This is a genomic window from Oryzomonas rubra (assembly GCF_008369015.1).
Taxonomy (GTDB): Bacteria; Desulfobacterota; Desulfuromonadia; order Geobacterales; family Pseudopelobacteraceae; genus Oryzomonas; species Oryzomonas japonica.
The window spans coordinates 218,574-241,442 of sequence record NZ_SRSD01000008.1 but is presented as its reverse complement, the minus strand read 5'-3'; the positions used below and the strand labels follow the sequence as shown (position 1 = coordinate 241,442).

Annotated in this window: 17 protein-coding genes and 1 pseudogene; 3 read left to right on the top strand and 15 right to left on the bottom strand. The window is 58.3% G+C overall.

Annotation, left to right across the window (positions count from 1 at the left end):
- Window positions 1-193: pseudogene (locus tag ET418_RS18315) on the top strand (hypothetical protein); the annotation flags it as partial.
- A gap of 121 nt (window positions 194-314) precedes the next feature.
- Window positions 315-1,520 carry a threonine ammonia-lyase gene (ilvA, locus tag ET418_RS13945; RefSeq protein ID WP_149308520.1) on the top strand — a complete coding sequence of 402 codons (1,206 nt, stop codon included), beginning with the start codon at window positions 315-317 and terminating at the stop codon, window positions 1,518-1,520.
- A 5-nt stretch (window positions 1,521-1,525) separates the two neighbouring features.
- Here the strand turns inward: ilvA and flaF are convergent, their stop codons facing one another.
- The 15 genes from flaF to ET418_RS13875 form a co-directional block, all read right to left on the bottom strand.
- Entirely contained in the window at window positions 1,526-1,909 is a 384-nt protein-coding gene (gene flaF, locus ET418_RS13940; protein WP_149308519.1) for a flagellar biosynthesis regulator FlaF, read from the bottom strand.
- Window positions 1,890-2,411, bottom strand: coding sequence for a flagellar biosynthesis repressor FlbT (locus ET418_RS13935; protein WP_246153093.1), 522 nt, complete (start codon window positions 2,409-2,411; stop codon window positions 1,890-1,892). The genes flaF and ET418_RS13935 overlap by 20 nt, the downstream gene beginning before the upstream one ends.
- A 48-nt stretch (window positions 2,412-2,459) precedes the next feature.
- On the bottom strand, window positions 2,460-3,278 hold the full coding sequence (locus ET418_RS13930; protein WP_149308517.1) for a flagellin N-terminal helical domain-containing protein: 819 nt from the start codon (window positions 3,276-3,278) through the stop codon (window positions 2,460-2,462).
- 125 nt (window positions 3,279-3,403) lie between these two features.
- The gene (locus ET418_RS13925; protein ID WP_188055577.1) at window positions 3,404-7,621 is read right to left on the bottom strand and encodes a tetratricopeptide repeat protein; all 4,218 of its coding nucleotides are present in this window, start codon (window positions 7,619-7,621) and stop codon (window positions 3,404-3,406) included.
- The gene (locus ET418_RS13920) at window positions 7,605-10,205 is read right to left on the bottom strand and encodes a tetratricopeptide repeat protein (protein ID WP_188055575.1); all 2,601 of its coding nucleotides are present in this window, start codon (window positions 10,203-10,205) and stop codon (window positions 7,605-7,607) included. The genes ET418_RS13925 and ET418_RS13920 overlap by 17 nt, the downstream gene beginning before the upstream one ends.
- 69 nt (window positions 10,206-10,274) lie before the next feature.
- Window positions 10,275-10,847, bottom strand: coding sequence for a methyltransferase domain-containing protein (locus ET418_RS13915; protein ID WP_149308511.1), 573 nt, complete (start codon window positions 10,845-10,847; stop codon window positions 10,275-10,277).
- A 3-nt stretch (window positions 10,848-10,850) separates the two neighbouring features.
- The gene (locus ET418_RS18185; protein WP_188055573.1) at window positions 10,851-11,009 is read right to left on the bottom strand and encodes a hypothetical protein; all 159 of its coding nucleotides are present in this window, start codon (window positions 11,007-11,009) and stop codon (window positions 10,851-10,853) included.
- Window positions 10,990-12,825 carry a glycosyltransferase family protein gene (locus ET418_RS13910; RefSeq protein WP_188055571.1) on the bottom strand — a complete coding sequence of 612 codons (1,836 nt, stop codon included), beginning with the start codon at window positions 12,823-12,825 and terminating at the stop codon, window positions 10,990-10,992. Before ET418_RS13910 ends, ET418_RS18185 begins: the two co-directional genes overlap by 20 nt.
- A gap of 178 nt (window positions 12,826-13,003) precedes the next feature.
- Window positions 13,004-13,627, bottom strand: coding sequence for a class I SAM-dependent methyltransferase (locus ET418_RS13905; protein WP_149308507.1), 624 nt, complete (start codon window positions 13,625-13,627; stop codon window positions 13,004-13,006).
- 10 nt (window positions 13,628-13,637) lie between these two features.
- Window positions 13,638-14,639, bottom strand: a complete 1,002-nt coding sequence (locus tag ET418_RS13900) for a glycosyltransferase family 4 protein (protein WP_246153091.1) — start codon at window positions 14,637-14,639, stop codon at window positions 13,638-13,640.
- A gap of 58 nt (window positions 14,640-14,697) precedes the next feature.
- On the bottom strand, window positions 14,698-15,792 hold the full coding sequence (locus ET418_RS13895) for a tetratricopeptide repeat protein (protein ID WP_149308503.1): 1,095 nt from the start codon (window positions 15,790-15,792) through the stop codon (window positions 14,698-14,700).
- A 78-nt stretch (window positions 15,793-15,870) separates the two neighbouring features.
- Window positions 15,871-17,094 (bottom strand): tetratricopeptide repeat protein, encoded by a 1,224-nt coding sequence (locus tag ET418_RS13890; RefSeq protein ID WP_149308501.1) that lies wholly within the window; start codon window positions 17,092-17,094, stop codon window positions 15,871-15,873.
- A gap of 122 nt (window positions 17,095-17,216) precedes the next feature.
- Window positions 17,217-18,587, bottom strand: coding sequence for a tetratricopeptide repeat protein (locus tag ET418_RS13885; protein WP_149308499.1), 1,371 nt, complete (start codon window positions 18,585-18,587; stop codon window positions 17,217-17,219).
- Window positions 18,588-18,614: 27 nt separating this feature from the next.
- Complete coding sequence (locus ET418_RS13880) at window positions 18,615-20,006, bottom strand: sigma-54-dependent transcriptional regulator (RefSeq protein WP_149308497.1); 1,392 nt, start codon at window positions 20,004-20,006, stop codon at window positions 18,615-18,617.
- Window positions 20,006-21,451, bottom strand: coding sequence for a sensor histidine kinase (locus ET418_RS13875; RefSeq protein WP_149308495.1), 1,446 nt, complete (start codon window positions 21,449-21,451; stop codon window positions 20,006-20,008). Before ET418_RS13875 ends, ET418_RS13880 begins: the two co-directional genes overlap by 1 nt.
- A 193-nt stretch (window positions 21,452-21,644) precedes the next feature.
- On the opposite strand from ET418_RS13875, the gene ET418_RS13870 reads away from it, so the two are divergent.
- Window positions 21,645-22,850 (top strand): BamA/TamA family outer membrane protein, encoded by a 1,206-nt coding sequence (locus tag ET418_RS13870; protein WP_246153090.1) that lies wholly within the window; start codon window positions 21,645-21,647, stop codon window positions 22,848-22,850.
- Window positions 22,851-22,869 lie beyond the last annotated feature (19 nt).

The following is a 22,869-nucleotide window of genomic DNA, read 5'->3' as shown; positions in this document are numbered from 1 at the left end:
CTCGAAATATGTCCGGAAATACGAACCGCCAAGAACACCTTATCAAAGACTCGCTGCGTCAGTTGACATCACGGATGAGGCAAAGACAACACTGGAAGCCCTTTACAATTCACTCAATCCCTTTACACTGAAAGCGAAGATTGAAGCAAAGCTCAAGGCAATCTTCCACATCGTCAGGTTACCTACAATATGAGGCAACGTATCAAGCCTTCGGTTACCTTTTAATATGAGTCAACGCGGCGGTTCTTCACATTTGACCCTGCTTGACCCGTCTGGTACTATGACATAAATACCCTTTGGAGAGCCCACGTGCCATGCCCTTTTACGAACTCATACAGGAAGCCTACGACCGCCTCAGGAAACGCGTCCGCCGCACGGAGCTGATCTACTCGCACCACTATACCGAGAAATTGGGTGTGCCGCTGTTCTTCAAGTGTGAAAACCTCCAACGTACCGGTTCCTTCAAGATCAGGGGGGCTCTCAACTTCATGACCGCCCAGACGAAAGAGGCCCTGAAGCATGGCGTCATTACCGCATCGGCGGGAAATCATGCTCAGGGCGTGGCCTTTTCGGCGGACCTGTTGGGCGTCAAGGCGACCATCTACATGCCGGAGATCACCCCGCCCCAAAAGGTTCAGGCCACCCGCGACTACGGCGCCGACATCGTGCTGATCGGTAAAAATTTCGATGAGTCCTGCGAAGCGGCGCAGGAGGCCCAGCGTTCCACCGGCGCCCTTTTTGTGCACCCCTTCGACGATGAACTGGTCATGGCTGGCCAGGGCACCATAGCCCTGGAGATACTGGAAGAGTTGCCGGACGTGCAAAACCTTCTGGTCCCGGTAGGGGGAGGCGGCTTGATAGCCGGCATGGCGGCGGCGGTGCGGGAGCGCGCACCCCACATCCGCATTATCGGCGTCGAATCCACGGCCGCCCCGTCCATGTCGGCCTCGTTTGCGGCAGGCGCTCCCTGCGAGGTGCCGGTAAAGGTGACACTCGCCGACGGCATTGCCGTAAAGCGCCCGGGGCAGCTGACGGTGCCCATCATCCGCGCCTGTGTCGACGAAATCGTTCAGGTTGAGGAAGAGGAAATCGCCCAGTCCATCGTATCGCTCCTGGAGCGGACGAAACTGCTGGTGGAGGGAGCCGGCGCCGTTCCCCTGGCGGCGGTGCTGCACGGCAAGGTACGGAATCTGAAAGGCAAGACCCTCTGCCTGCTGTCGGGCGGCAATATCGATGTCAAGACCATCGCGCTCGTTGTGGAACGGGGACTGTTGGCTGCGGGGCGCTACCTGAAGCTGACGATTGAGCTCGATGACCTCCCCGGAGCGTTGGCCCGGTTAGCCACGGATATTGCAGAAACACGCGCAAATATATTCCACATCAGCCACGACAGACGTTCCAAATCATTGGCCCTCGGCAGAACCGACGTATCGCTTGAACTCGAAACCCGCGGCTTCGAACATATGCGCAAAGTAATCGAGTGTCTCGAAAGGAAGGGATACGCCCTTACGGTCGAATAGCCGGGTTATTGCTCGGACGGTTTGGTCCGCAGGCCGGTGGCGATGTTGAAGTTGATATCGATGACGATGGAGAGTTTTTCGGGTTCGGGAAAGGCCAAGACATTAAAAAGGTGGTTATCTACGAAGAGGCTGAGGTTAAGGATGTCCTCCTTCAGATTTTGCGGGAGCGGGTTTTCGGGACTGCTCAACTCGGCCTGGAAGAAGCTCCAAACCTTCTGGTTGAACTTTATCGCCTCTCTCAGTTTCGCGTCGCGATCTGACGCATCCCAGTTCTCCTGCACCTGTTTCAGCATGAGAGCGGCACGGGAGAGCACCGACGCCTCCAGTTCCCTTCCGCTGAGCGACTCCTTCTGCATTGTTGTGTAGGCATCAACAGGATTTTGATACATTGATTAGGAGCTCCTCTTCATAGGCGATGAGTTTTTTGGCCTGCTTCAGCGCCTGGTAGTATTCTTTGTTCAGGGTATACTGATTTGTCTTTGAAATCAACTCTTTCATGCTTGGTACGGCCTCCAGCAACTCATCGACGAGGGCACTAAAAATGGGGAGCGTGACGGCACAATTGTCCTCGTCAATATACATGAGCTGGAGGGCAAGATAGATCCGGCGACACGGTGTCGTCGCCTCTGCTTCGGTGAGGATATCCGCCTGTCTCAGGACAGGGACGTTGTTTTCGATGGTGAAATGAGAGGTAGAAGCCCCGTTCTTGACGACGGCGCCTCCGATGATGACCTTTTCTTGGGGCTTGAGGGTAAGTTTTAGTGGCATAGTAATCAGCTTTTTGAGTAATTTTTTCTGTCGTTGCAGGTTGCCTGGAGGCGGCGGTTGGCGGACTGTGCATTTTGTACCGATATGGCTTACCCCTGTCAAGCAATAAAGGGAGGAGACCAAAGTCCCCTCCCTTTATATTTACCGATTCTCTGTCACTCCCACCCTCTACTAGAAGAGTTTGAGAACAGACTGGGCTGCCTGAGACGAGAGGCTCAGGGCGGTGGTGCCCAGAGACTGACGGGTCTGAAGTGCCAGCATGTTGGCGCTTTCCTGGTTCATATCGGCCAGGGTCAGGTTGTCGGCGCCGGTCTGCAGCGTGTTGATCATGCTGGTGGTGAAGTCCTGGCGGGTCGTGATGACGGACAGGTTACTGGCCAGGGTAGAAGCGTTGGAACGCAGCGTGCTGAGGGCGTTGTCCATGAATGCGGAGGTGGACGTAGCATTACCTGTCGAGCCAACCCACGTAGCGCTGGCGCTGACGCCCAGGCCAGCGGCAGAGCCGTTGACACCATTGATGGTGAGGTTGGAGTCGCCGGTCTTCTGACCGAACTCGATGGAGAGCGTACCGTTGGTCAGCAGGTTGGTACCGCGGTAGCCGGAGTCGCTGGCCAACGTGGTGATCTGCGAGGTGATCGACAGGAACTGGGAGTAGTAGGTTGCCTGAGCTGTTGTGTCGTTGGTCGATGCAGCCTGGCTGGCCAGACCTTTGGCCGACTGGATCAGGGCGGTGATGCCCGTGATGCCGGCGTTGGCAGCCTGGATGGTCTGGACCGCCTCGCTCATGCCGTCCTTACGGTCGTTCAGGTCGCTGGCGCGCTGGGTTTCCGACTGAGCTGCAAAAAAGTTGGTGGGGTTGTCAAGGGCGGAGTTAACCTTCTTGCCGCTGCTCAGACGCTGCTGGGTCTGCGAGACTGCAGACGAAGTCTGCTGAAGTGCGAGGAGGTTGTTCCGCATGCCCGATGTGAGAGAAATATCATTGATTGCCATGGTGATGCTCCTTTCTGGGGTTGTGCCCGGCCATTCTACCGGGTGCGCTTTCTGCGCTTAATATACTCATCGTTCTTTGGTGAAATTTCTTTAGGAAAAAATGAGTGCCGCAAAAAAAGTTAAAATCAGGGTTGGTCCCCTCCCGCCTCAGATGATCCGCACAAACGGTTATGCCACAGAACGACCTGGTGCGGGCGAGGTGCGAGATACGGCACCTCGTCCGGCAGTGTCTCCAGTGTCGTGCCGAACAGGTAGGGGAGACTGAGAAGCAGCACCTGCAAATCACACACGGGAAGCGACTCCCCATGCGGCACGACCCGGGAGACCCCCCGCACCGAGCCGACGAGCGTCGCCAGTTCCGGTTGGCACGTTACCGTCACACAGTATCCCAGGTCTGCAAGGTGCGGAATGAAGCGGATGAATTGAATGGTATCGCCATACCCCTGTTCACTGTGTACGAGGAGTCTTTGCCCCCCGGGGGGCCTCCCCAGGCCTGATCGTTGGAGCAGCGGCCAGGGGGGGAGCTGCGAATCGACCATTGCGTGGCGCCATTCGTGGTGGCGCCATCCTTCGGCAAATTCTCCCAGGGCCAGCAGGGAAAAGGCAAGGTTCAGGTGTGCCTGCACATGTTCCGGAGACAGTTCCAACACTCTCCGGTAGTGGGGAATCGCCTCCCGGTGCCTGCCGAGCAACCCCAGCGCCGCTCCCACATTCAGGTGGGCGACCGGGTCGGACGGGTTCAAGGTACGTTCCCGCAGATATCCGTCAAGGGAGCGTTCCAGCCAGGCCCGTTCCTCAGAAAACCGCGCCGGCCCGGGGCATCGCGGCTGCGGAGGGCATTCGCCCCACCCGCTGGAAGCACGTTCGTTCAGGGCCTCGGCAACCGCCTGGATCACCGCATCCCATTCACCGAGATCCGGCTGGCGGAACAGGCGAACGCCGGGATACCAGGGGCTGTCCCCACCTGTTGTCAACCAGCGCCAGTCGGCGGCATAGGGGAGAAGCACCCATGCCGGCTTGCCCATCGCTCCTGCCAGATGGGCAACAGAGGTGTCGATGGTTATGATCAAATCCAGATTCGCGATAAACGCCGCCGTATCCTCAAAATCATGGATATGCCCGGTGAGGTCCAAAAACGCCATGCCGGGCGGCGGCTCGGTAGCCCGGTCCACCCCGCTGCCCACTTGCAGGCTGTAAAAGGTCACGTTCGGGACATCTGCGAGTGGCGTAAAGGCGGCCAACGGGCATGAGCGCTTGCGGTTCAGCACCTTGTTCTGGCGTCCCGACCAGGCCAGCCCCACCTTGAGCCCACGGGGGCGCTTCGCCAGTCCCGGCGGCGGCGGACACGTAACCGGCACGCCGGCGTTTGCTTCACCCGGAGAGGAGGCGTTCAAAAAAACCGGGCCCGGAGCCACCGGTGAAGCTGCGCTGCGATACTGTTCCAGCGCCGATGCGACCGATCGCACCACCCCCTGCCAATCGCCCGGAACGGATTGCCGGAAGAGACGCGTACCCGGATACCAGGGGGAATCCTCACGGTTCGCCAGCCAGCGCCAATCAGCCACATGGGGAAGAAGCACCCAGGTCGGCTTGGCCATCGCGCCGGCCAGGTGTGCGACCGAGGTATCGATGGTGATGACCAGGTCCAGGTTGGCAATCAAGGCGGCAGTGTCGGCAAAATCCCGTATATGGGCGGTAAGGTCAACCAGGTGCAGGCCGACAGGCGCTTCAGTCGCTTGTTCGGCGCCATCGCCCACCTGGAGGCTGTAAAAGATCACGTTCGGGACGGCGGCCAAGGGCGCAAAGATGCTCAAATTACAGGTGCGCTTCCTGTTGAGCACCAGGTTTTGACGGCCGGACCAGACCAGACCGACCTTCAGGGATTCAGCCGATCCCATGCGGCCGCGCCAGATCGCCCTATCCGCCGGGTCGGCACGGAGGTAGGGAACATCAGCCGGTATGGTGGCCACCGTTGTTTGGAAGATCAGCGGCAGTGACAGGAGGTGGGCATGACAGTCCATGCTCGGCAAGGCCTCACCGGCGGCAATGACGTCAGAGACGCCGGCAACGCCCGCGATCAGACGTTTCAGTGCCGGCGTCTGGCACTCCACAACGACACGGCCGCCCCGCTGTGCTACCAGCGGCGCATAGCGGATGAACTGCAGGGTATCGCCGAATCCCTGCTCGCAATGGAGCAGAATGGTCCTGCCGTCGAGAGGGGAACCATCCCAGCGGGGTTGGTCAAAATGACGTTCCGGGACCGGATTGGATTTTTTGAAGCGCCATTCATACTCCAGCCACCCATCGCGGTACTCGCCACGGGCAAGGAGCGACAGCGCCAGGTTCCAGTGCGCCTCCGCATAGGAAGGATCAACGGCAACAGCCTGTCGCAGCACGGCCACCGATTCGGAAAATCGCCCTTGGGATTGATAGACGGCCCCCAGGTTATTGAGCACCGTCAGGGCGTCAGGCTTGGCTGCGAGTGCTTTCCGGTAACACTCCTCAGCGGCCTCGAGACTGCCGATCAGATGAAAGACCATGCCGAGCATATTCTGTGATTTGACGTTGCCCGGCTCGATCGCCAACGCCCGCTGGTAGGCCTCGATCGCCTCCGGAAACCGTTCCTCGGCCTGGCAGATTTCTCCCAGGCTGTGCAGGGCAGAGGCGTCATCGGGCCTGAGCGCCAGTACCCGTTCCACGCAACCGCGTGCCCGCGCGAAGTCCCGTTCTTCCTTCCAGATCTGCGCCAGGCAGAGGTCTGCCTGCGGCAGACCCGGCGACAACTCCCGAACCTGTTCGTAGCAACGCCGCGCCTCGGCAAGCTCGCCCAATTCCCGATGGACATTGCCCATGTTGAACAGGGCCTGGACGAAATCAGGTTTGAGCGAGAGGGCGGTTCGGTAACTGGCGAGCGCCTCCCTGTATCTCTTTTGGTTATCAAGGGTTGCCCCGAGATTGCTGTGGGCCTCGGCATAATCCGGGGCGAAGGCAATGGCCGCGGAAAAAGCCTGCTCAGCCGCTCCGGGTTGCCCAGCCTGCAGCAGTTCAATGCCACGTTGATTATGGAAGGCTGGGCTGCCGAGACGTTGCTCCAGCGCTTCCCGAACCCGCTCCACGACGCCGTGCCAATCTCCGGGAGACTGTTGCCGGAACAGGCGCATGGTGGGGTACCAGGGTGAGTCGTCACGCGCCAGCAGCCAGCGCCAGTCCGGCACGAACGGCAACAATATCCAGGCCTGCTTGCCGAGTGCACCGGCCAGATGGGCCACGGCAGTGTCGATGGTGATGACCAGGTCGAGATTGGCGATCAGTGCCGCGGTATCGGCAAAATCGGAAATCCGTGCGGTGTGGTCGATGATCGCGCCCCCCGCCGCAAGAGACGTTATCTCCTCCACGCCCCTGCCCATTTGCAGCGAGTAGATGTCCACGTGCGGGAGGGAAAGGAGCGGTACACACGCGCTCAGGGGCATGGAACGGAAAGGGTCCGGTTTTTCCTGGCCGGCCCAGACCAGGCCGACGCGCACCCGCCCGTTGGCCGGCATGAGCTGCCGCCACGCCGCAACCTTTGCCGGGTCCGGTCTCAGATAGGGAATCCGGTTGGGAACCGTTTCCAGGGTCGTCCCCAAAACGCGGGGGAGACTGAGTACGGGGATATGGACATCAAACTCCGGCAACGGCCCTTGGCGATCCACGACCTGGCTTATCCCCTCGACGGTTGCCAAAAGCGCCACCAGTTCCCGCAGGGCGCAGACGACGACCCGTCCTCCCGTGGCTGCCGCCAGCGGGGCATACCGGATAAACTGGATCATATCGCCCCGGCCCTGCTCCATATGGATCAAGAGCGTTCTACCCGCCAACGGAGAACCATCCCATTGGGGCCGGCCCAGGTCCTGTTTCTTGGTACTGCCCTCTCTCGTCTCCCAGCGCCACTCGTACTCATCCCACCCGTGGCCGAGGTCTCCGGTCAGGAGCGCGAGTTGCCCGAGCAGCCCATGGGCCTCGGCATGTGCCGGATCGAGGTCTATGGTCTTGCGGGCACAAGCCATTGCCTCCTGGTACGAACCGCTCCGCCAGAGGGCCGTGGCCAGGTTGTAGTGGGCCTTCACAAAACAGGGATCGAGGGCAATGGCGGCCCGATAGTGCCCGATGGCCTCCACCAGCCGTTCCTGGAGTTGCAGCACGACCCCCAGGCTGTGCTGCGGGTCCGGGAGATCGGGGGCCTGTTCGACGATCCGCCTGAAGCAGCGCTCCGCCCCAAGGATGTCTCCCTGTTCCTTGAGCAGCGCTCCGAGCTGATAGCATGATTCGATATCCATATGGCCCTGTTCAGTTTGCTCGTTCACGTACCAATGACTCCAAGGCATTCTTGACCCGCTGGACCGCTCCGCCCCAATCCCCCGGACGTTCCTGCCGGAACAGGTGCATGGTGGGATACCAGGGCGAATCATCCCGCCCGACAAGCCAGCGCCAACAGTGATTATGGGACAACAGCACCCAGACCGGCCTGCCGAGCGCGCCGGCCAGATGGGCAACAGCTGTCTCGATGCTTATGACCAGATCGAGGTTGGCGATCAAGGCGGCGGTATCGGAGAAGTCTTCCAACCGGCTGGTCAGGTCCGTGATCTCCATGCCTGCGGGCGGAGACACGGCCTCTTCCGCAGCGGGTCCCACCTGGAGGCTGTAATAGCTGACGCCATCGAGAGCTGCGAGTGGCGAAAATGCCGCCAATGAACTGGAACGGTCCTGGTCCAGCGGATTCCGGGGATTGCCGCGCCAGACCAACCCGACACGGAATGCAGAATCGCCCGCCAACAACTGTCGCCACGCCGCCACCTTTGACGGCTCAGGAGCGAGGTAAGGAACGCGGTTCGGCACGGTATCGATAGTTGTGTGGAAGATATGCGGGAGGCTGAGTGATTGGATATACACATCCGTCGCCGGCGGCGTCCCGGATTTCGGTACAACCTGTGCCACGCCGGGGAGGGAGTTGAACAGCGGGACAAGCGGCTTCTCGACTTCAAAAACGACCGTGCCGCCGCGTTGGGCGATCAGGGGGATGTAGCGGGAAAACTGGATTGAATCACCCATGCCCTGTTCCCCAAACACGAGGATGGTTCTCCCCGCCAGGGGGGAACCATCCCACCGCTGCTGGGGATAGATGCGCGGGTCGATCTGAAACCTCTCTATGGAAAGGCGCTGTTCGAAGTTGGCGAAGCCGGGCAAAAAATCACCGCTGCGCAGCTGCAAAAACCCCATGTTATAGATGGCTTCCGTGCAGTCGGGCTTGATGGCGAGGATCTTCTGGTCACAGCAGAAGGCTTCTGTTGTTTTCCCCTGGGGGACCAACGCAGCACCCAGGTCGAGCAAGATATCAACCGATCCCGGCGCGAGTTCATGCGCCTTCCCCAAGCACGCCTCTGCCTCCTCGAACGCCTTCAGTTCCAGGTAGAGGCGGCCCAGGGCGAGCCAGATGTCGGGGCTGTCGGGTTTCAAGAGGAGCGCCCGGCGAAAGCACTTCTCCGCATCGGCACGGTTTCTTTGGAGACGGCGGGCGCGCCCCAGGTTGAACCAGACAGCCGGATTGTCCGGGAACAACGGCAAAAGTTTGAGAAATTGGGCGACAGCGGCGTCTGGGACGTTCTGCTCAAGGGACTCCATGGCCCCCCGGAACAGGGAATCACACTGCTCGTCCGTCAGGGTGGCCCCCACTGCTTCGTGCGTTGTCACGTCGCGTAACGTTCCTGTAACCTCATTAAGCACCGCCCCCCAATCGCCTGGGCCCGGTTGCCGGAACAGCCGCATGGTCGGATACCAGGGGGAGTCGCTCCGGTCTTCCAGCCAGCGCCAGTCTGCGGCACAGGGGAGGAGGATCCAGACCGGCTTGCCGAGCGCGCCGGCCAAGTGGGCAACTGCGGAATCGATGGTGATGACCAGGTCGAGGGTGAGGATCAGGGCGGCGGTATCGGCAAAGTCCCTGATGCCATCCGTATGGTCGATCACCCCTGCGGCAAACTCCGGCGGAAGGGGAAACCGCTCCCGTTCGCCGATCTGCAGGGAGAAGAAGCGGACTCCCGGCGTGGCCAGGAGAGGCACGAGGTATTCGGGGGGACAGGAGCGATTGGGGTAAGGGCGTTCCTTGCCGGCCCAAACCAGGCCGATACGCAGGATACCCGGCTCAGAAGCTGTACGCGCGCGCCAGACTGAGGCCAGAGACTCAGAAGGGAAAAGGTACGGTACAGAGACGGGAATGGTTTCCAGGGTCGTCCCGAAGAGGTGGGGGAGACTGAGCAGGGGGATATGACAATCCGTGACCGGCGGATTTGCGGACTTTGCAACAACCCTGTCGACGCCGGGCAGTGTCGCCAGGAGGGACAACAACGGCGGTTGCGCCTCCAGCACCACCTTTCCGCCTTGGCCGGCCAGCAGCGGCACGTATCGGCCAAACAGGATCGCGTCGCCGAAACCTTGCTCGCAGTAGACCAGGATGCTGCGGCCGTTTAGAGGGGAACCGTCCCAGCGGGGCTGGGGGTAGACGCGGCAGTCCACATCCTGAATGGCGGCGAAACGAGCCTCGTAGTCAGCAAATCCAGCGGCCAGCTCCCCCCTGCGGAGAAGATGTGCAGCCCTGTTGTAGCGCGCCTTGGCGTTTCCAGGAGCCTCGGCCAGGACCGATTCGTAGCAGCCGAGCGCCTCTTCCGTCTTTCCCTGTTCGCCCAGCACATACCCAAGGTTCAGCAGGGTTTCCAGGGAGTGCGGCGCCAGTTCTAGTGCCCTACGGAAAGAAAGCTCAGCATCAATATAGTTCTGGGATTTTGTAAAGGTAATCCCAAGAGCGAACCACTCTTCCGGTGTGCAGGGTGTGGCGGCACTGTGGCTAGGAGGTGTCGAAACAACGAGACTATGTAGGGCGTTTCGCTTTGTTGTCATGGGATTTTGTTGCCACGAATTGTGATCATCTGACGAGGCATTATTCATGGATGATTTACTTCAAATCCTTCAAGAAGATGTTTTTTCTGCCACGCAGAGAAACGACCAATTTTCAATGACCGTTCGCATCTCAATTATTTTAAAACCTCCTATCAAATCAACATAACGGCCGAAACTCTCGGGAGTAAAAACATGCTTATGTGTCGGGTCAAGAGCGATAGTGTTAATACAGTTTTCATCAGGCAGTACGGCAGCCATTACTCCACCGACCTTCAATACGCGTTTCCACTCCACAAGGGTCTTAATAATATCAACATAATGCTCAAGATTATGACGAGACACAACAAAATCCAGTTCTCCATCAATAAACATGTTTAGATCATCTCCAGAAGCACATATATCAGCAACAGACGATTTGCCGGCGACGCATCCATATTTACCTGTTTCCCCTCCAGCAATTAGATCAACCCCAATACAATTAGGATGAGTCTTACGATTACCGCATCCAACATCAATGCCTTTCCCATTGAGACAGTACTGGAAAAGAGCTAGACGTTCCGGGTGAAAATCATCGCCCAGTTGATACCCCTGGAGTCCAGTTTTTTGCATGTAAAGCTCAAGAAATCGCTCGATTGAACTCATGACTCACCTCATCTCAGGGATATTTCCGAACTCTTCGTAAAAACCGGAGCGCCTCAAAATAAGCTCACATCCACCAAGTGCTGCCGGAAGATCACCATATTTCTGGAGGGCCCCCGGCTGGCGTGCCTGTGCTGCCAATTTGTTAAGCATGTACTTCATCATGAGATTGTCCTGTCCCTTGCAGGGTATTATTGGACTTACACGCCTGGATATCGACAAAACGCCGCAAAGCCGCCATTCTGGCATCCTCTTCACAGTGTTGCGCAGCCTCGGAAAGCAACCTGCCGGCGTCATCAAGGCACCCTTCGGCTACCAGGGCCTGTGCCCGATCGGCAACATACGCCGGGAATCCGCTCTCCAACAGCCCCCGGTCGTTGTCACGGCCGGCGATCCCCCGCCACTTGTTCAGAAAGAGCGCCCGGTTGCGCAGAAGGATCTCCCCAGCCGTTTCGGAGCATTCATAAAAGGAAATTTCCCTCAGCGCCCGGATGGTGCCGCTCCAGTGATGGTCGTAGGCGGTTGTGGGGACGACGTAGCTCTTGAGGCCCGCCTGTTTGATCTGCAATCCCAGGTCCCATTCCTCGAAATAGCACGGCGTGAATCCGTTTTCGAACCGGATCAGCCGTGCGTTGAAGTGCTCCAGTTTCAGGGCAAAGAAGAACCCGGAAACCGCATCCACTTGACGTGGCTTGTCAAAGGTGCCCTTGTCAAAGTAGAGATAATCCTTCGTCAGCGTAAAGTTTACGAAGCTACCTTGTGGGCCGACACAGGCGGCATCCGGCAGGGAGTGCAGCGCCTGTTCGAGTGAGTCTATGGCGGCCCGCTCCACATGGAGATCGGCGTTCATGATGAAGACGGTCGGTGTCGCCGCCATCTCCAGCCCCAGGTTCCAGGCCCGGGCAACACCGATGTTCTGTTTCATGATGGCGTAGCGGTCGATGCGGGGGTGCCCTTTAAGCTGCTCCGCCACCTCCTGGCCGTTGAAAACCACGATCACGTCGCCCTCCACCCCTTCCAGGTCGTGCAACAGGGTGGTGACGTTGTATTCGCTCGCCGGTGACATGTCGAGCACCGGGATGACGAAGCTGCGCCGGGCAGTGCTGATGCAGGCGGAATCGTGAACCCCGTCATCCACCGGCGGCACGCCGACGAGGGAACGTTCCCGCAACTCTTCCGCAGAAAAGGTGTCCGGCTTACCACCAAGTGCAACCGATAGCAGGTCTTCGACCCGATGCCCATAGGTATGGGCGTTGTGAACAAGGCGTTGTCCACGGGCAGCTATCTGCTCCCGTAGCGCCTGGTTCTCCAGATAAAAGCGGGCCACGTCAACGATCTCGTTATCCCGGTATACCGCGCAATCCTCACCATCCCTGAAGAGGATATCCTGTCCGCTGTTCTTTGCCAAGTCGGTCAGTAGGAGGGAGCCGGTGGACATGACCTCAAAAATCCGCATGTTCAGGTCATTGCGAACCGCCTCATTGAAGACGATCTTCGAGGCCGAAAAGACGCGGGCCATATCCTCCCAGAAGCAGCGTTCGTAATGCACGGTGAGGTGTTCCGACAGCATCTTCAACAGCTCCGCGCGGCGCGACCCTTGGAATACGCCGCCGACAAATCCTATCTCGATGCTCTTGTTGAGCGGATGGGAACGATGGATTCCGGGATCGCAGGCAAGAGGGAGCCAGTGGACCTGGCATCCCTTTTCCCGGAATGCCGGCAGATACTCCCGCTGGGCGATGAAAACGCGGTCAAACTGTTGCGCCCATTTCAGGTGCATCTCCAGATTGAGGTGGCTGTCGATCAGGTAGCATACCTTCGGGCAGGCGAGCTTGTCGAGATTCCGGGGATAATGGCCACCCACCGACTCGATCCAGAGGTACAGGTCGGGATGTTCGGAGGAAGGGATAGTACCGAGGATCTCGGCCATATCCGGGGTGAACCCGGTAGAGATATCCTGCTCCCCCAATGGGAGCTTCATGTTCTGCAGCTGCCATCTGTCAATGAGATCGGCAGGGAGGGGAGGTCCAACGGTGGTGGTTCGGCATATTTTGCGCAGCGCCCGTTCGAAATAAACTGCTGTTGTTACCGGGTATGCTACGTAGCTAAGCCATATTTTCATATCTTGCATGCTGTCCCCGAAATGAGTTCTGAGCTGACTACGGCTTTTTGCAAATGAACCCCCAGTACTCATCGGGGCCCATTGGGGTGGTAAAGGCAAACCGGACCGTATCGCGGACAATGAAACCACAACGGTCGAGAAGCGAGGTCCACGAGCCGTGACCGAAGACACTGTAATGATTTGGGTTTGTCTCGTGATGGCAGGCTGTCTCAGGGGCAGGCACCTCCAGGTAGAGCATGCCCCCCTTCGCCAGTACCCTGGCGAATTCGGTCAAGGTAAAGTACGGAAAGATGCTGTGCTCGATCACGTGGCGAGCCCAGACAAAATCGAAAGACTCGTCCCCAAAGTCCAGGAACGATTGATCCATCTTGTGCACATCATGCCCAGCTTCTCGACAGACCCGCACATCCTCGTTGTTCAACGTAATGCCGATCGCGGACAGATACCCTTTGGTGCGGAATATATCCAAGGCCGGCCCTTGGCCGCAGCCTATGTCCAGTATCCGCGCATCCTCACTGATCTGGTACGTGGGCAGGAGCGTCTCGAGTACCTTGGCGGTAATCTCCGAGTGAATGCAAGAGGGTGCCTCCGGATAGGTTTCACTCTCGATTTTATCCACAAAGGAGACTAGGCGGGCAATCCCTTTGAATGAAACATCCATCAAATATTCCTCACGTTTTTGAATGGCCGAATGCGGCCGCATTGTTAAGCTTCGTGGCGATATAATGAAATTGGTGCGCCGCTTTGTCCCACGCCAGTCTTTTCATGTCCTCGGCGGCAACGGCGCTCTTGTGGCGGCGGATGTCCCGGTTCCGGTAGGCCGATTCCAGCTGTTCGATAAGCTCTTCGACGGATGGTTCATGCCAGATGCCGGCAGGTTGCCCTGCGGCGTCCTTGACCAGCAGAGGCGTATAGTCGGCAAGGGCAAAGGCATTCCGGTCGGTTATAATGTCCGCCTGGCCGGTGGCATCGCTGGCAATGACCGTCCGCCCGCAGGCCATATACTCACACATGACCATGTTGTTGCCGCCTTCGCAACGGTTGGGAAAGATGCCGATGTCGCTCTGCTGGTAGATCTGCCTTATCTGGGTATTATCGACAAGGGGGGTCAGACAGACCCGCTCCAGAGGTATGCCGTTCTCGTGAAGTGTCCGCTGCAGGATCGTCAGGCAGTCGTCGTTTGTCAACCGGAACGAGATGTGGGGAGAGTTGGCCATTGTGGCAAGGGAAAAAGGCCATTGGTTGATCCAGGAACAGACCAGGCAGGCGTCCTGATGGCGCTGCATGAACGTACGCATGGCGGCGATCACCAGGTCTTGCCCTTTGCGGAACTCAAACTTGCCGCCCGAGAAGACTATGAACCTGCTGTCGTCTTCAAGAAACGGTGTCGGGTAAAAGTTGTCCGGATCGATCCCCTGAAGGATTGTGGCTGTCTGCCGAACCCCGCCAATCCGCAACTGGTGCTCGCACCACGACGAACCGGCGACTATGAAGTCCCATTCGCGGGCGGCCCGACGGGTATGCCGGAGGGCTTCGATATCATTTTCAAAGAAACAGTAGCCGATGTTGATCCGATCCCAGTCGGCCGGCTGCATGGGGCGGAAGTCATGGCCGCTGATACAGTGCAGGGTCACGCCATCGAGAGGCGGCAGCTCCGCAATTTCCTTCGTCAAGTACTCCCCGGCGACCCCCCACCCGTGAGTTCGTCCGCTGGGCATGGAAACCTTCATCTCAACTCTCTGCTCCCATGTGGCCTTCTAAAACCGCGAGGGTCGCACGCGCATCGTTATTCCATGGCTGCACGGCGAGAATACGCTCCAGGAAAAAACGGGCGTCGGACTCCTGCCCCACCTCCAGACAGATGGTGGCGAGGGCCATGAGGATCTCGATGTCTTGCGGGGCAGCGGTCAGAAGTCGAACATAGATCTTCAGCGCCTCTTCAACCTCCCCAAAACCGATACAGAGGACGTCGGCAAGATTCTTTGCAAAGACGGTGTTGACGGGCTGAAGCCGAACCGCTTCTTCGTGGTGGCGGCGGGAACGCCGCAAGTCGCCCTGTTGCTGATAGAGGACGCCCAGGTCGTTATGAGCGGGCGCGTAATTGCCGTACTGCTCCAGCAATTGTTCAAGCAGCCGGACCGCATCATGGGGTTGCCCGTCGTTGGCAAGGGTCAGGGCAGCCCGGTGGAGTTCTTCGGGAGAGCGCGCCGGTTCGGGCTGCAATCCGGGAAAAACGATTGGCGCTGCCGGAGTGACGGGAGCGGGTGCCGCCGGCTGCAACTCTCCCGGGGCGGGAGCAAAAACCTCAGGAGGCGGGCAGGGGTCGTTCGAAGGCTGCGCGCCCCCTAACTGTAGCAGGGCCTGCCTTGCATCACCGTTGCGGGTGTCAAGCTGCAGGGACCGGGAGAAATACTGCCGGGCCTGTTCCCGGCGTCCCAGGCTCAGACTGATGGAGCCCAGGGAGTTTAAGGCCTCAACGTCGAACGGATTGTCCTTGAGGATATCCAGATAGGTGTAGATGGCGTCGTCAGACCACCCCAATTCGACAAAGTAGAAGTCTGCCAGATTCTTGCGGTAGGTTATGTTCGCGGAGTCCAGTTTATGGGCCTTTTCATAATGGGCCAGGGCCTTGAGGTTATTTCCGGTTCGATAATTAAGCGTCGCGAGATCGTTGTGAGCCTGGGCAAATTCCGGGTAGATCTTCAAAAAATCCTGTAGGTGCCGGATCGCCTCTTCGATTTCGATATCACGGATGGCCGCAAGAATCCGCTCATAGGTGGCAGCGCCCTCGATGGCAATCAAATTTTGGTTGGTAGGTAACGACATGCGACCTCTCACAGATTAAAATTACGGTATATTCTTAATTATATAGAGAAAAATCCGTTACAATACAATCAAAAAACCTTAAAACGGGGTGGTGCTGGATCCGTCGACCTCGTCCGCAGTCTGATCCATGCTCCGGCCGCTTGCGTCTTGCCCGCTGAACTTGAAGACGATATGGGACGGGTCAATTACCGCTGTACCTGCGGCATTCTGACTGATGCGGAAATTCACGGTTGCCTCGTTGGTGAGGGGGTTATAGGTGATCGCCTGAGGGGTGTTCAGGATTGTGGCGTCCTTGTCGCTTACCGGCATCATGTTATTGTAGAAGCCCGCTGCCGTGCTATTCGCGCGTGAAATCGACCAGTTTTGCGGGTTGGTGATGGAGGACACATCCATGGCATTGGTGAAGCTGATGGTTACCGAATAGGTCTTTGAACTGTTGGGCACGGCCAGAGACGAATCAAGATACCAGAGGGGGGTACTCGGTCCCAGGATGTCGTTGAATGCTCCGGGGGCGGTTGTGTTGATAGCGACCATCTGCGGCTTGTTGATGATAAACTGCAGCTGCGAAGCCAGGGTGGTATCCGTGTTCTTCAGAATGGACAGTTGGTTCTTGGCGTCGGCAGTCCTGCCCAACCCGTTGTAGGCCACGCCGAGTTCATAGTTGGCAGACGGGAACTTTGTTTTCAGGGTAAGGGATTTCTCCAGATTTGTTACCGCCTCGTCGTATTTCCCTTCCTTGTTGTAAACCTGCCCCAGGGCATAGTAGACATTGCCATCCTTGGGGGATAACTTTTGCACCTGTTTAAATTGCGCTTCCGCCTCGCTGAGGCGATTTTGTGTGACATACTGTTGTCCCAAGGTGTAAACGGCAACCGGATTCTGGGGATTTAACCGCGCAGCTGTTTTATATTCCTTCTCTGACTGGGTGTACTGCTTATTCTGCAAATAGGCGTTTCCCAGACTGATATGGGCATCTGCCAACGTAGGCGCGGTGGACGAACCGTCTGCGGTAGCGGCATTGGATTGTATCCGTACGATCTGCTGGAACGCCTTGATGGCATCGGCATTCTTTCCCTGGGACATGTATATCTGGCCTAAATAGTTGTAAGCGGTGGTGTTCTGTGGATCCAGGCCCAAGGCCTTCTTGAAGGCCGAGACCGCCTGGTCTGTTTTGTTGTTCTGCATATAGGTCGCCGCCTGCATGATGGCGTACTGAGCCAACTGTGTGCGCTGATCCTGTACATTTTGATAGATGGATGTCAGATCAAAGGAAACAGTGTAATCAGAAGTTGAAGAACTCATGGGTTTCTCCTCGGTCTCTTGTTACAGAGCAATGCCCCATAACTATACTATCGGCACAAAGAATTCGTTGTTTAGTTATTAGATTTCCATGAACGGCTTCGGGTGCCCCAGGCGGCAGAATATCAGTCTGCCGGAGCGAGACGAGCCGGCCTTGCCCGGTTCTCCAGGGCATGCGCCACCCGCTGGACGACCTCCCGCCACGAACCAGGCCTCGCCTGACGGAAAAGGCGCAGCGACGGATACCAGGGAGAGTCCTCCCGCCCTGTCATCCAGCGCCAGTCCGGGGCATGGGGCAGCATGACCCAGGCGGGCTTTCCCAAAGCTCCCGCCAGGTGCGCCACGGCCGTATCCACGGTGATGATCAGGTCGAGTTGAGCAATCAGGGCGGCGGTATCGCCGAAATCCCTGACATGGCCCGTTGGATCGGCCATCGGCAACGGCAACGCCTCCTTCCAGCCGAACTGAAGCGAATACCAGGAGATATGTTCTACTGTCGCCAAGGGTGCCAGTAACTCCGGCGGGCAACTCCGGCCGGGATCGGGATACGACTTGCCAGCCCAGCAGAGGGCGACCTTCAAGCGTCCTTCATCCGGAACGAGGCTGCGCCAGAAAGGGAGACGATCCGCGGGGGGCGTCAGATAAGGGACCTCACCGGGAATGGTCTCCACGCTCGTTCCAAAGATCATCGGCAGACTGAGTAGCGGCACATGCAGATCAAAGGAGGGAAGTGGTTCACCCATGGGAACCGTCCGCACCCCCACCATATTCATCAGCGACGCCAACGGCGGGTGGCACTCGAAGACGACCCGGGCGCCGAGGGCAGCCACCAGCGGGACATAGCGGCAGAACTGGAGCGTATCGCCAAATCCCTGTTCGGCATGGATCAGGAGGGTCTTGCCGCCAATGGGCTCACCTTGCCAGCGGGGCTGGACAAAATCCCGCAGCGGCGACGTAAAGTTGCGTTTCAGCCAGCGCCATTCGTATTCCCGCCACCCCTCGTGGTAATCGCCATGCAGAAGGAGCAGCAGGGCGCGGTTCCAGTGGGCTTCGGCGTGGTTGGGATCTACCCTCAGAACCGCCTCGCAGGCAGCCCGCGCCTTTGCAAACTGCCCCAAGGCCTGATAGCAGGTGCCCAGCGTCACTCGGGCGTCGTGGAAATCAGGAGCCAGCTCCAGGGTCCGGGAATAACTTTCTGCTGCATCGTTATACCGGCACAACTCCAAGAGCGCATTACCCCGGTTGTTCCAGACGGGGGCACTATCCGGCGAAATCCGCAACGCCCGGTCATACACCTCGAGGGCTTCATCGAACCTTCCTGCAAGGTGAAGGCAATGCCCCAGGCAGAGGTATGCGTCCGTAAAGCCGGGCGCCAGGCCGAGCGCCTTCCTGAACTGGAAGGCCGCCTCGTTGACCTTGCCCGCCTGCAACAGCGTCATGCCGAGCGCGTGGATAGTCTGGGACGTTATGATTGCTGCGTTCTGGTAGCTTGGCATAACAATCTCTATCGGCAAGACAGCCTGCTAAAGTTTCGGGCGGCGCTCCGGTCTCTCGATGCCGAACTTCTCCAGGCGGTACTGGAGGGTCTTGTAGCTCATCCCCAAAAGCGGAGCCGCCTTGCCGATCACCCAATCGGCCCGCTCCATGGCCTTGACGATGATCCCCTTTTCCAGTTCCTCGAAGGCGATCCCCTCCGGCGGCAGCTCAAAGGGGATGCCGCCACCCAGGGCAGACGCCGCGGTAACCTCAGCCGGCAGGTCTTCCGGCTCGATGTAATTGCTCTCCGCCATCAACACGGAACGCTCGATGACCGACTCCAACTGGCGCACGTTGCCGGGCCACGTGTAATTCATAAGCAATTTGAATGCCGGCCGGGAAATGCCCTCCACCCCTATGCCGGAGGCCTGGCTGTACTTTTTCACGAAATATTCTGCCAAAGTTTTGACATCGCCGCCCCGTTCGCGCAACGGGGGCAGATTGATGCGGATCACATTGAGGCGGTAGAAAAGATCCTCGCGGAAGTTGCCCCGCCTGATCTCCTGTTCCAACTCCTTGTTGGTGGCGGAAAGGATGCGCACATCCAGCGGTATGTTGACCTTGCCCCCCACCCGGCGAATCTCCTTTTCCTGGATGGCCCGCAGCAGCTTGGCCTGCATGGCCACATTCATCTCGCCGATCTCGTCCAGGAACACCGTGCCGCCGTTGGCGGCCTCGAAGATGCCGATCTCGCGGGCGTTGGCCCCGGTAAAGCTCCCCTTTTCATGGCCGAAAAGTTCACTTTCCATCAGGGAGTCGGGGATTGCCGCGCAGTTGATGGCCATAAACGGCTTGTCCCGACGCTGGCTGCCGTCGTGAATAGCCCGTGCGACCAACTCCTTGCCGGTGCCCGATTCACCCACGATCAACACCGTGGAATTGGTTGCGGCGATCTTGCTCACAATGCGGAAGACCTCCCGCATCTTCGGATGTTCGCCCAGGATAGTGGGGATGGTCTGAATCTGCTCGACCCGCTTCAGCAGGACCCGGTTCTCCCGGACCAGCCCGATGCGTTCGAAGGCCCGACGCAAGGTGAGGATCAGGTTGTCACGTTCCAGCGGTTTTTCCAGATAATCGAAGGCCCCCTTCTTCATGGCCTCCACCGCCGAGTCAATTGTTCCATGCGCCGTCATAATGATGACACACTGCTGCGGGTCGGCGGCCTGAATCGCCTCCAGGAGATCAAGGCCGCTCTGCCCCTGCATCTTCAGGTCGGTCATGATCAGGTCGAATTCCCGCCGGTCCAACTGTTCCAAAGCCTCGCGCACCCCGGGTACGTCGGCAACGTCGTACCCTTCCTTCTTCAGGATAACGGTGAGAATCTCCCGCTGTCCCTTTTCGTCATCGACGATCAATATGCTTCCCTGTGTGGCAGCCACTAGACGGCCCCCTGTTCTGTGGAATTGTCCGGCTCCTCCGGCTGAAGCGGCAGCGTCACGGTAAATGTCGTGCCTTCGCCAAGCCGGCTTTCCACCAGGATTTCACCGCCATGCTCCTTGATGATACGTTCGGTTATCGCCAGGCCCAGGCCGATGCCCACATCTTTGGTGGTAAAATAGGGCTGAAATATCTTGGTAAGATCTTCCGTGCTGATCCCCTTGCCCTGATCGGCAAAGGTCAACCGCACCCGCCCGGACGCCTCGTCCCTGGCAGCCCCCAGGATGATGGTGCCGCCCTCATTCATGGCCTGGGCGGCATTGCTGACGAAGTTTATGATGCAGTTGCGCAGCAACTCCTGATCGACCCACAGGGGCGGTAGGCCGGGGGCAAGGTGCTGCTCCAGGACGACGCGCTGCTCCGACAGCCGCTCGTTCAAGAGCGGCAAGGTCTTTGCCAGGATATCTTCATAGGGGATCAGCACCCGGCGCAGCTTGAGCGGCCGCCCGTAATTCATGAAATTGAGCACCATATAGTTGGCCCGGCGCACCTCTTCCTTGATCTTGCCGGCCAGATCCTCCAATTCTTCCTGGCGATCCCCGCACAGGGGGAGCATGTCGGCCCTCAAGTGGTCGATGGCAAGGCTTATATAGTTCAGCGGGTTACGGATCTCATGGGCGATGCCCGACGCCAACTGGCCGACACGGGAGAGGTGCTCGGCCTCATAGAGCCGTTTTTCCAACGCCTCACGTTCACGCAGCTTCTCCACCATGGTATTGAAGCCGGTGGCCAGGTCGCCGATCTCATCCTTGCTGTCGGCGGTGATGGTCACCGACAGGTCGCCCGACGAAACCCGCTTGAAGACATCGACCAACCGATGGATCGGGTCCGTATAACGGCGCGCCAGAAAGATGGTCAGGGCGATACCGACCACGAACACCATGCTGGTGGCAAACAAGCGGCGGATGAAGTTGGCATGCTGGATGTCGCGAATCTTGTCCAGCAGCATGTTGATCTGCACATAGCCAAGTTGTTCATCGCCAACAATGACCGGAACCACCACCTCATAGGGCCTCTGGGAAAGCAGGGAACCGCCGATGGGGCGCTGGACCGCCCGGATGCCCTTTTCCAGTTTCTTCACCTCCCGCTTCTTGCCGATCTTCTCGGGGTCGGAGGAGTCGATGATCTCTCCTTCATTGCTGATGATGTTGATTTCATTGATGCCCTTGTCGCGGGCATCGTGGAGATAATCGGTCAGGCGGGAGGTCTCCGCGTCCGAGGTAAGATCTGCGATACTCATCTGGACCGCTTTGGAGATCTCCTGGGAGCTTTCCTGGATCTCGCGCACCAGGTCGTCCTGGGCGGACTGGTTGAGGATAAAGAGGGTCAGCATGGCCAGCACCAGCAGTGTGAGCATGATAATGACAAGTTTGGCGTTGAGCTTCATGGAGACCCTTACCTAGCCGAAATAATGCAAAAGTATAGCTCAGGGGGACGCCAGAAACAAGCGCTATAACCTTGTTCACAACTGCGGCGTTGACACCCTGCTCGACAGAATGATACATATATCACTTATGTCAAAATTGTGCCACATACCAGGCAGGAGCCTGATTCCGTTTACATTTTTCCTGTTCCTTGCAATGCTGCTCGGCGGTTGTACGAGCTACATCCCGCGGGAAAAGGTCCCCGGCATATTTGCCTCCTATACCAGTAACACCCCGGTCAAGGTGGTCGCCATACCGCTGCCGGTAATTGCCTCCAGCCCCAACGAGGGGATAACCGCCGGCGCATTGACCGCATTCCTGTTTCACAACAAAAATGACGAGATCAACGCCCTCTTGGCACCCCAGGTGAACCATAACACGAATTTCGGCGTCACCACGTCCCTGTACGGCGCATTTTATCCCACTCCCGACCGGAACGCCGAGATCGACCTCTCCCAATCCACCATCATCAACAACGATTACGAGATCAAACTCCACGATAAGACCTTTTTTGACAAGCAACTGGAATTGAACCTTGCGACCTATCTCTTCAACGACGGCTCCGCCCGTTTCTTCGGTTTTGAAGCCAAGAGTCGCAAACAACGGGAAACCAATTACACCGATGCGGAAATCGGTTTCAACCTGTCCGTAGGCTATGACATCGGCCGCCACTTCCAGGTGGTCCTGGGGGAACGGTACCGTGATGTCAGTATCGAACCGGGGGCGGTCAAGGGGATCCCCTATATCAAAGACCAGTTCAGCAATAGGCACGTGCCGGGGATAAACGGATTTGCCACCCACTCCCAACGCATCTCCCTGGTCTACAGTACGCTGGACTCCGCCACCACCCCAACCTTCGGAGGTTTTGCCAAGGTAACCTTTGAGCCTACGTTCAAGGCCCTCGGCGGAGCAGCCGACTTCCGCCATTACGAGGCAGAAGCCAAGGGTTTCTTCCCCCTGGATGACGCCCGCTACGTCAGCGTCTTTCGCCTTATGTACAATCAAACCCTGGGGAAAGACGTCCCTTTCCTGGAACAGAGTATCCTGGGGGGGGAGACCACCCTGCGGGGGTATGGCCGAAACCGTTTCATCGACAACAGCTTCCTGCTCTGCAACCTTGAGGAACGAATCAGGCTTTTCCGCTGGGAGATATTCAACGTAACCGCAGATTGGGAGGTCGCCCCCTTCGTCGATCTGGGGGCGGTGATGGAGGCATTTGACAAGGCCCGCGCCAGCAATTTCGAGTTCAACCCCGGCATCGGCTTCCGCGCCATTGTCCGGCCGAACATCATCGGTCGGGTCGATATGGGGATCGGCCGGGATGGTCCGGCCATATTCGTCGGCTTGGGCTACCCGTTTTAAGCCCGTAAGCCTCCCCCGC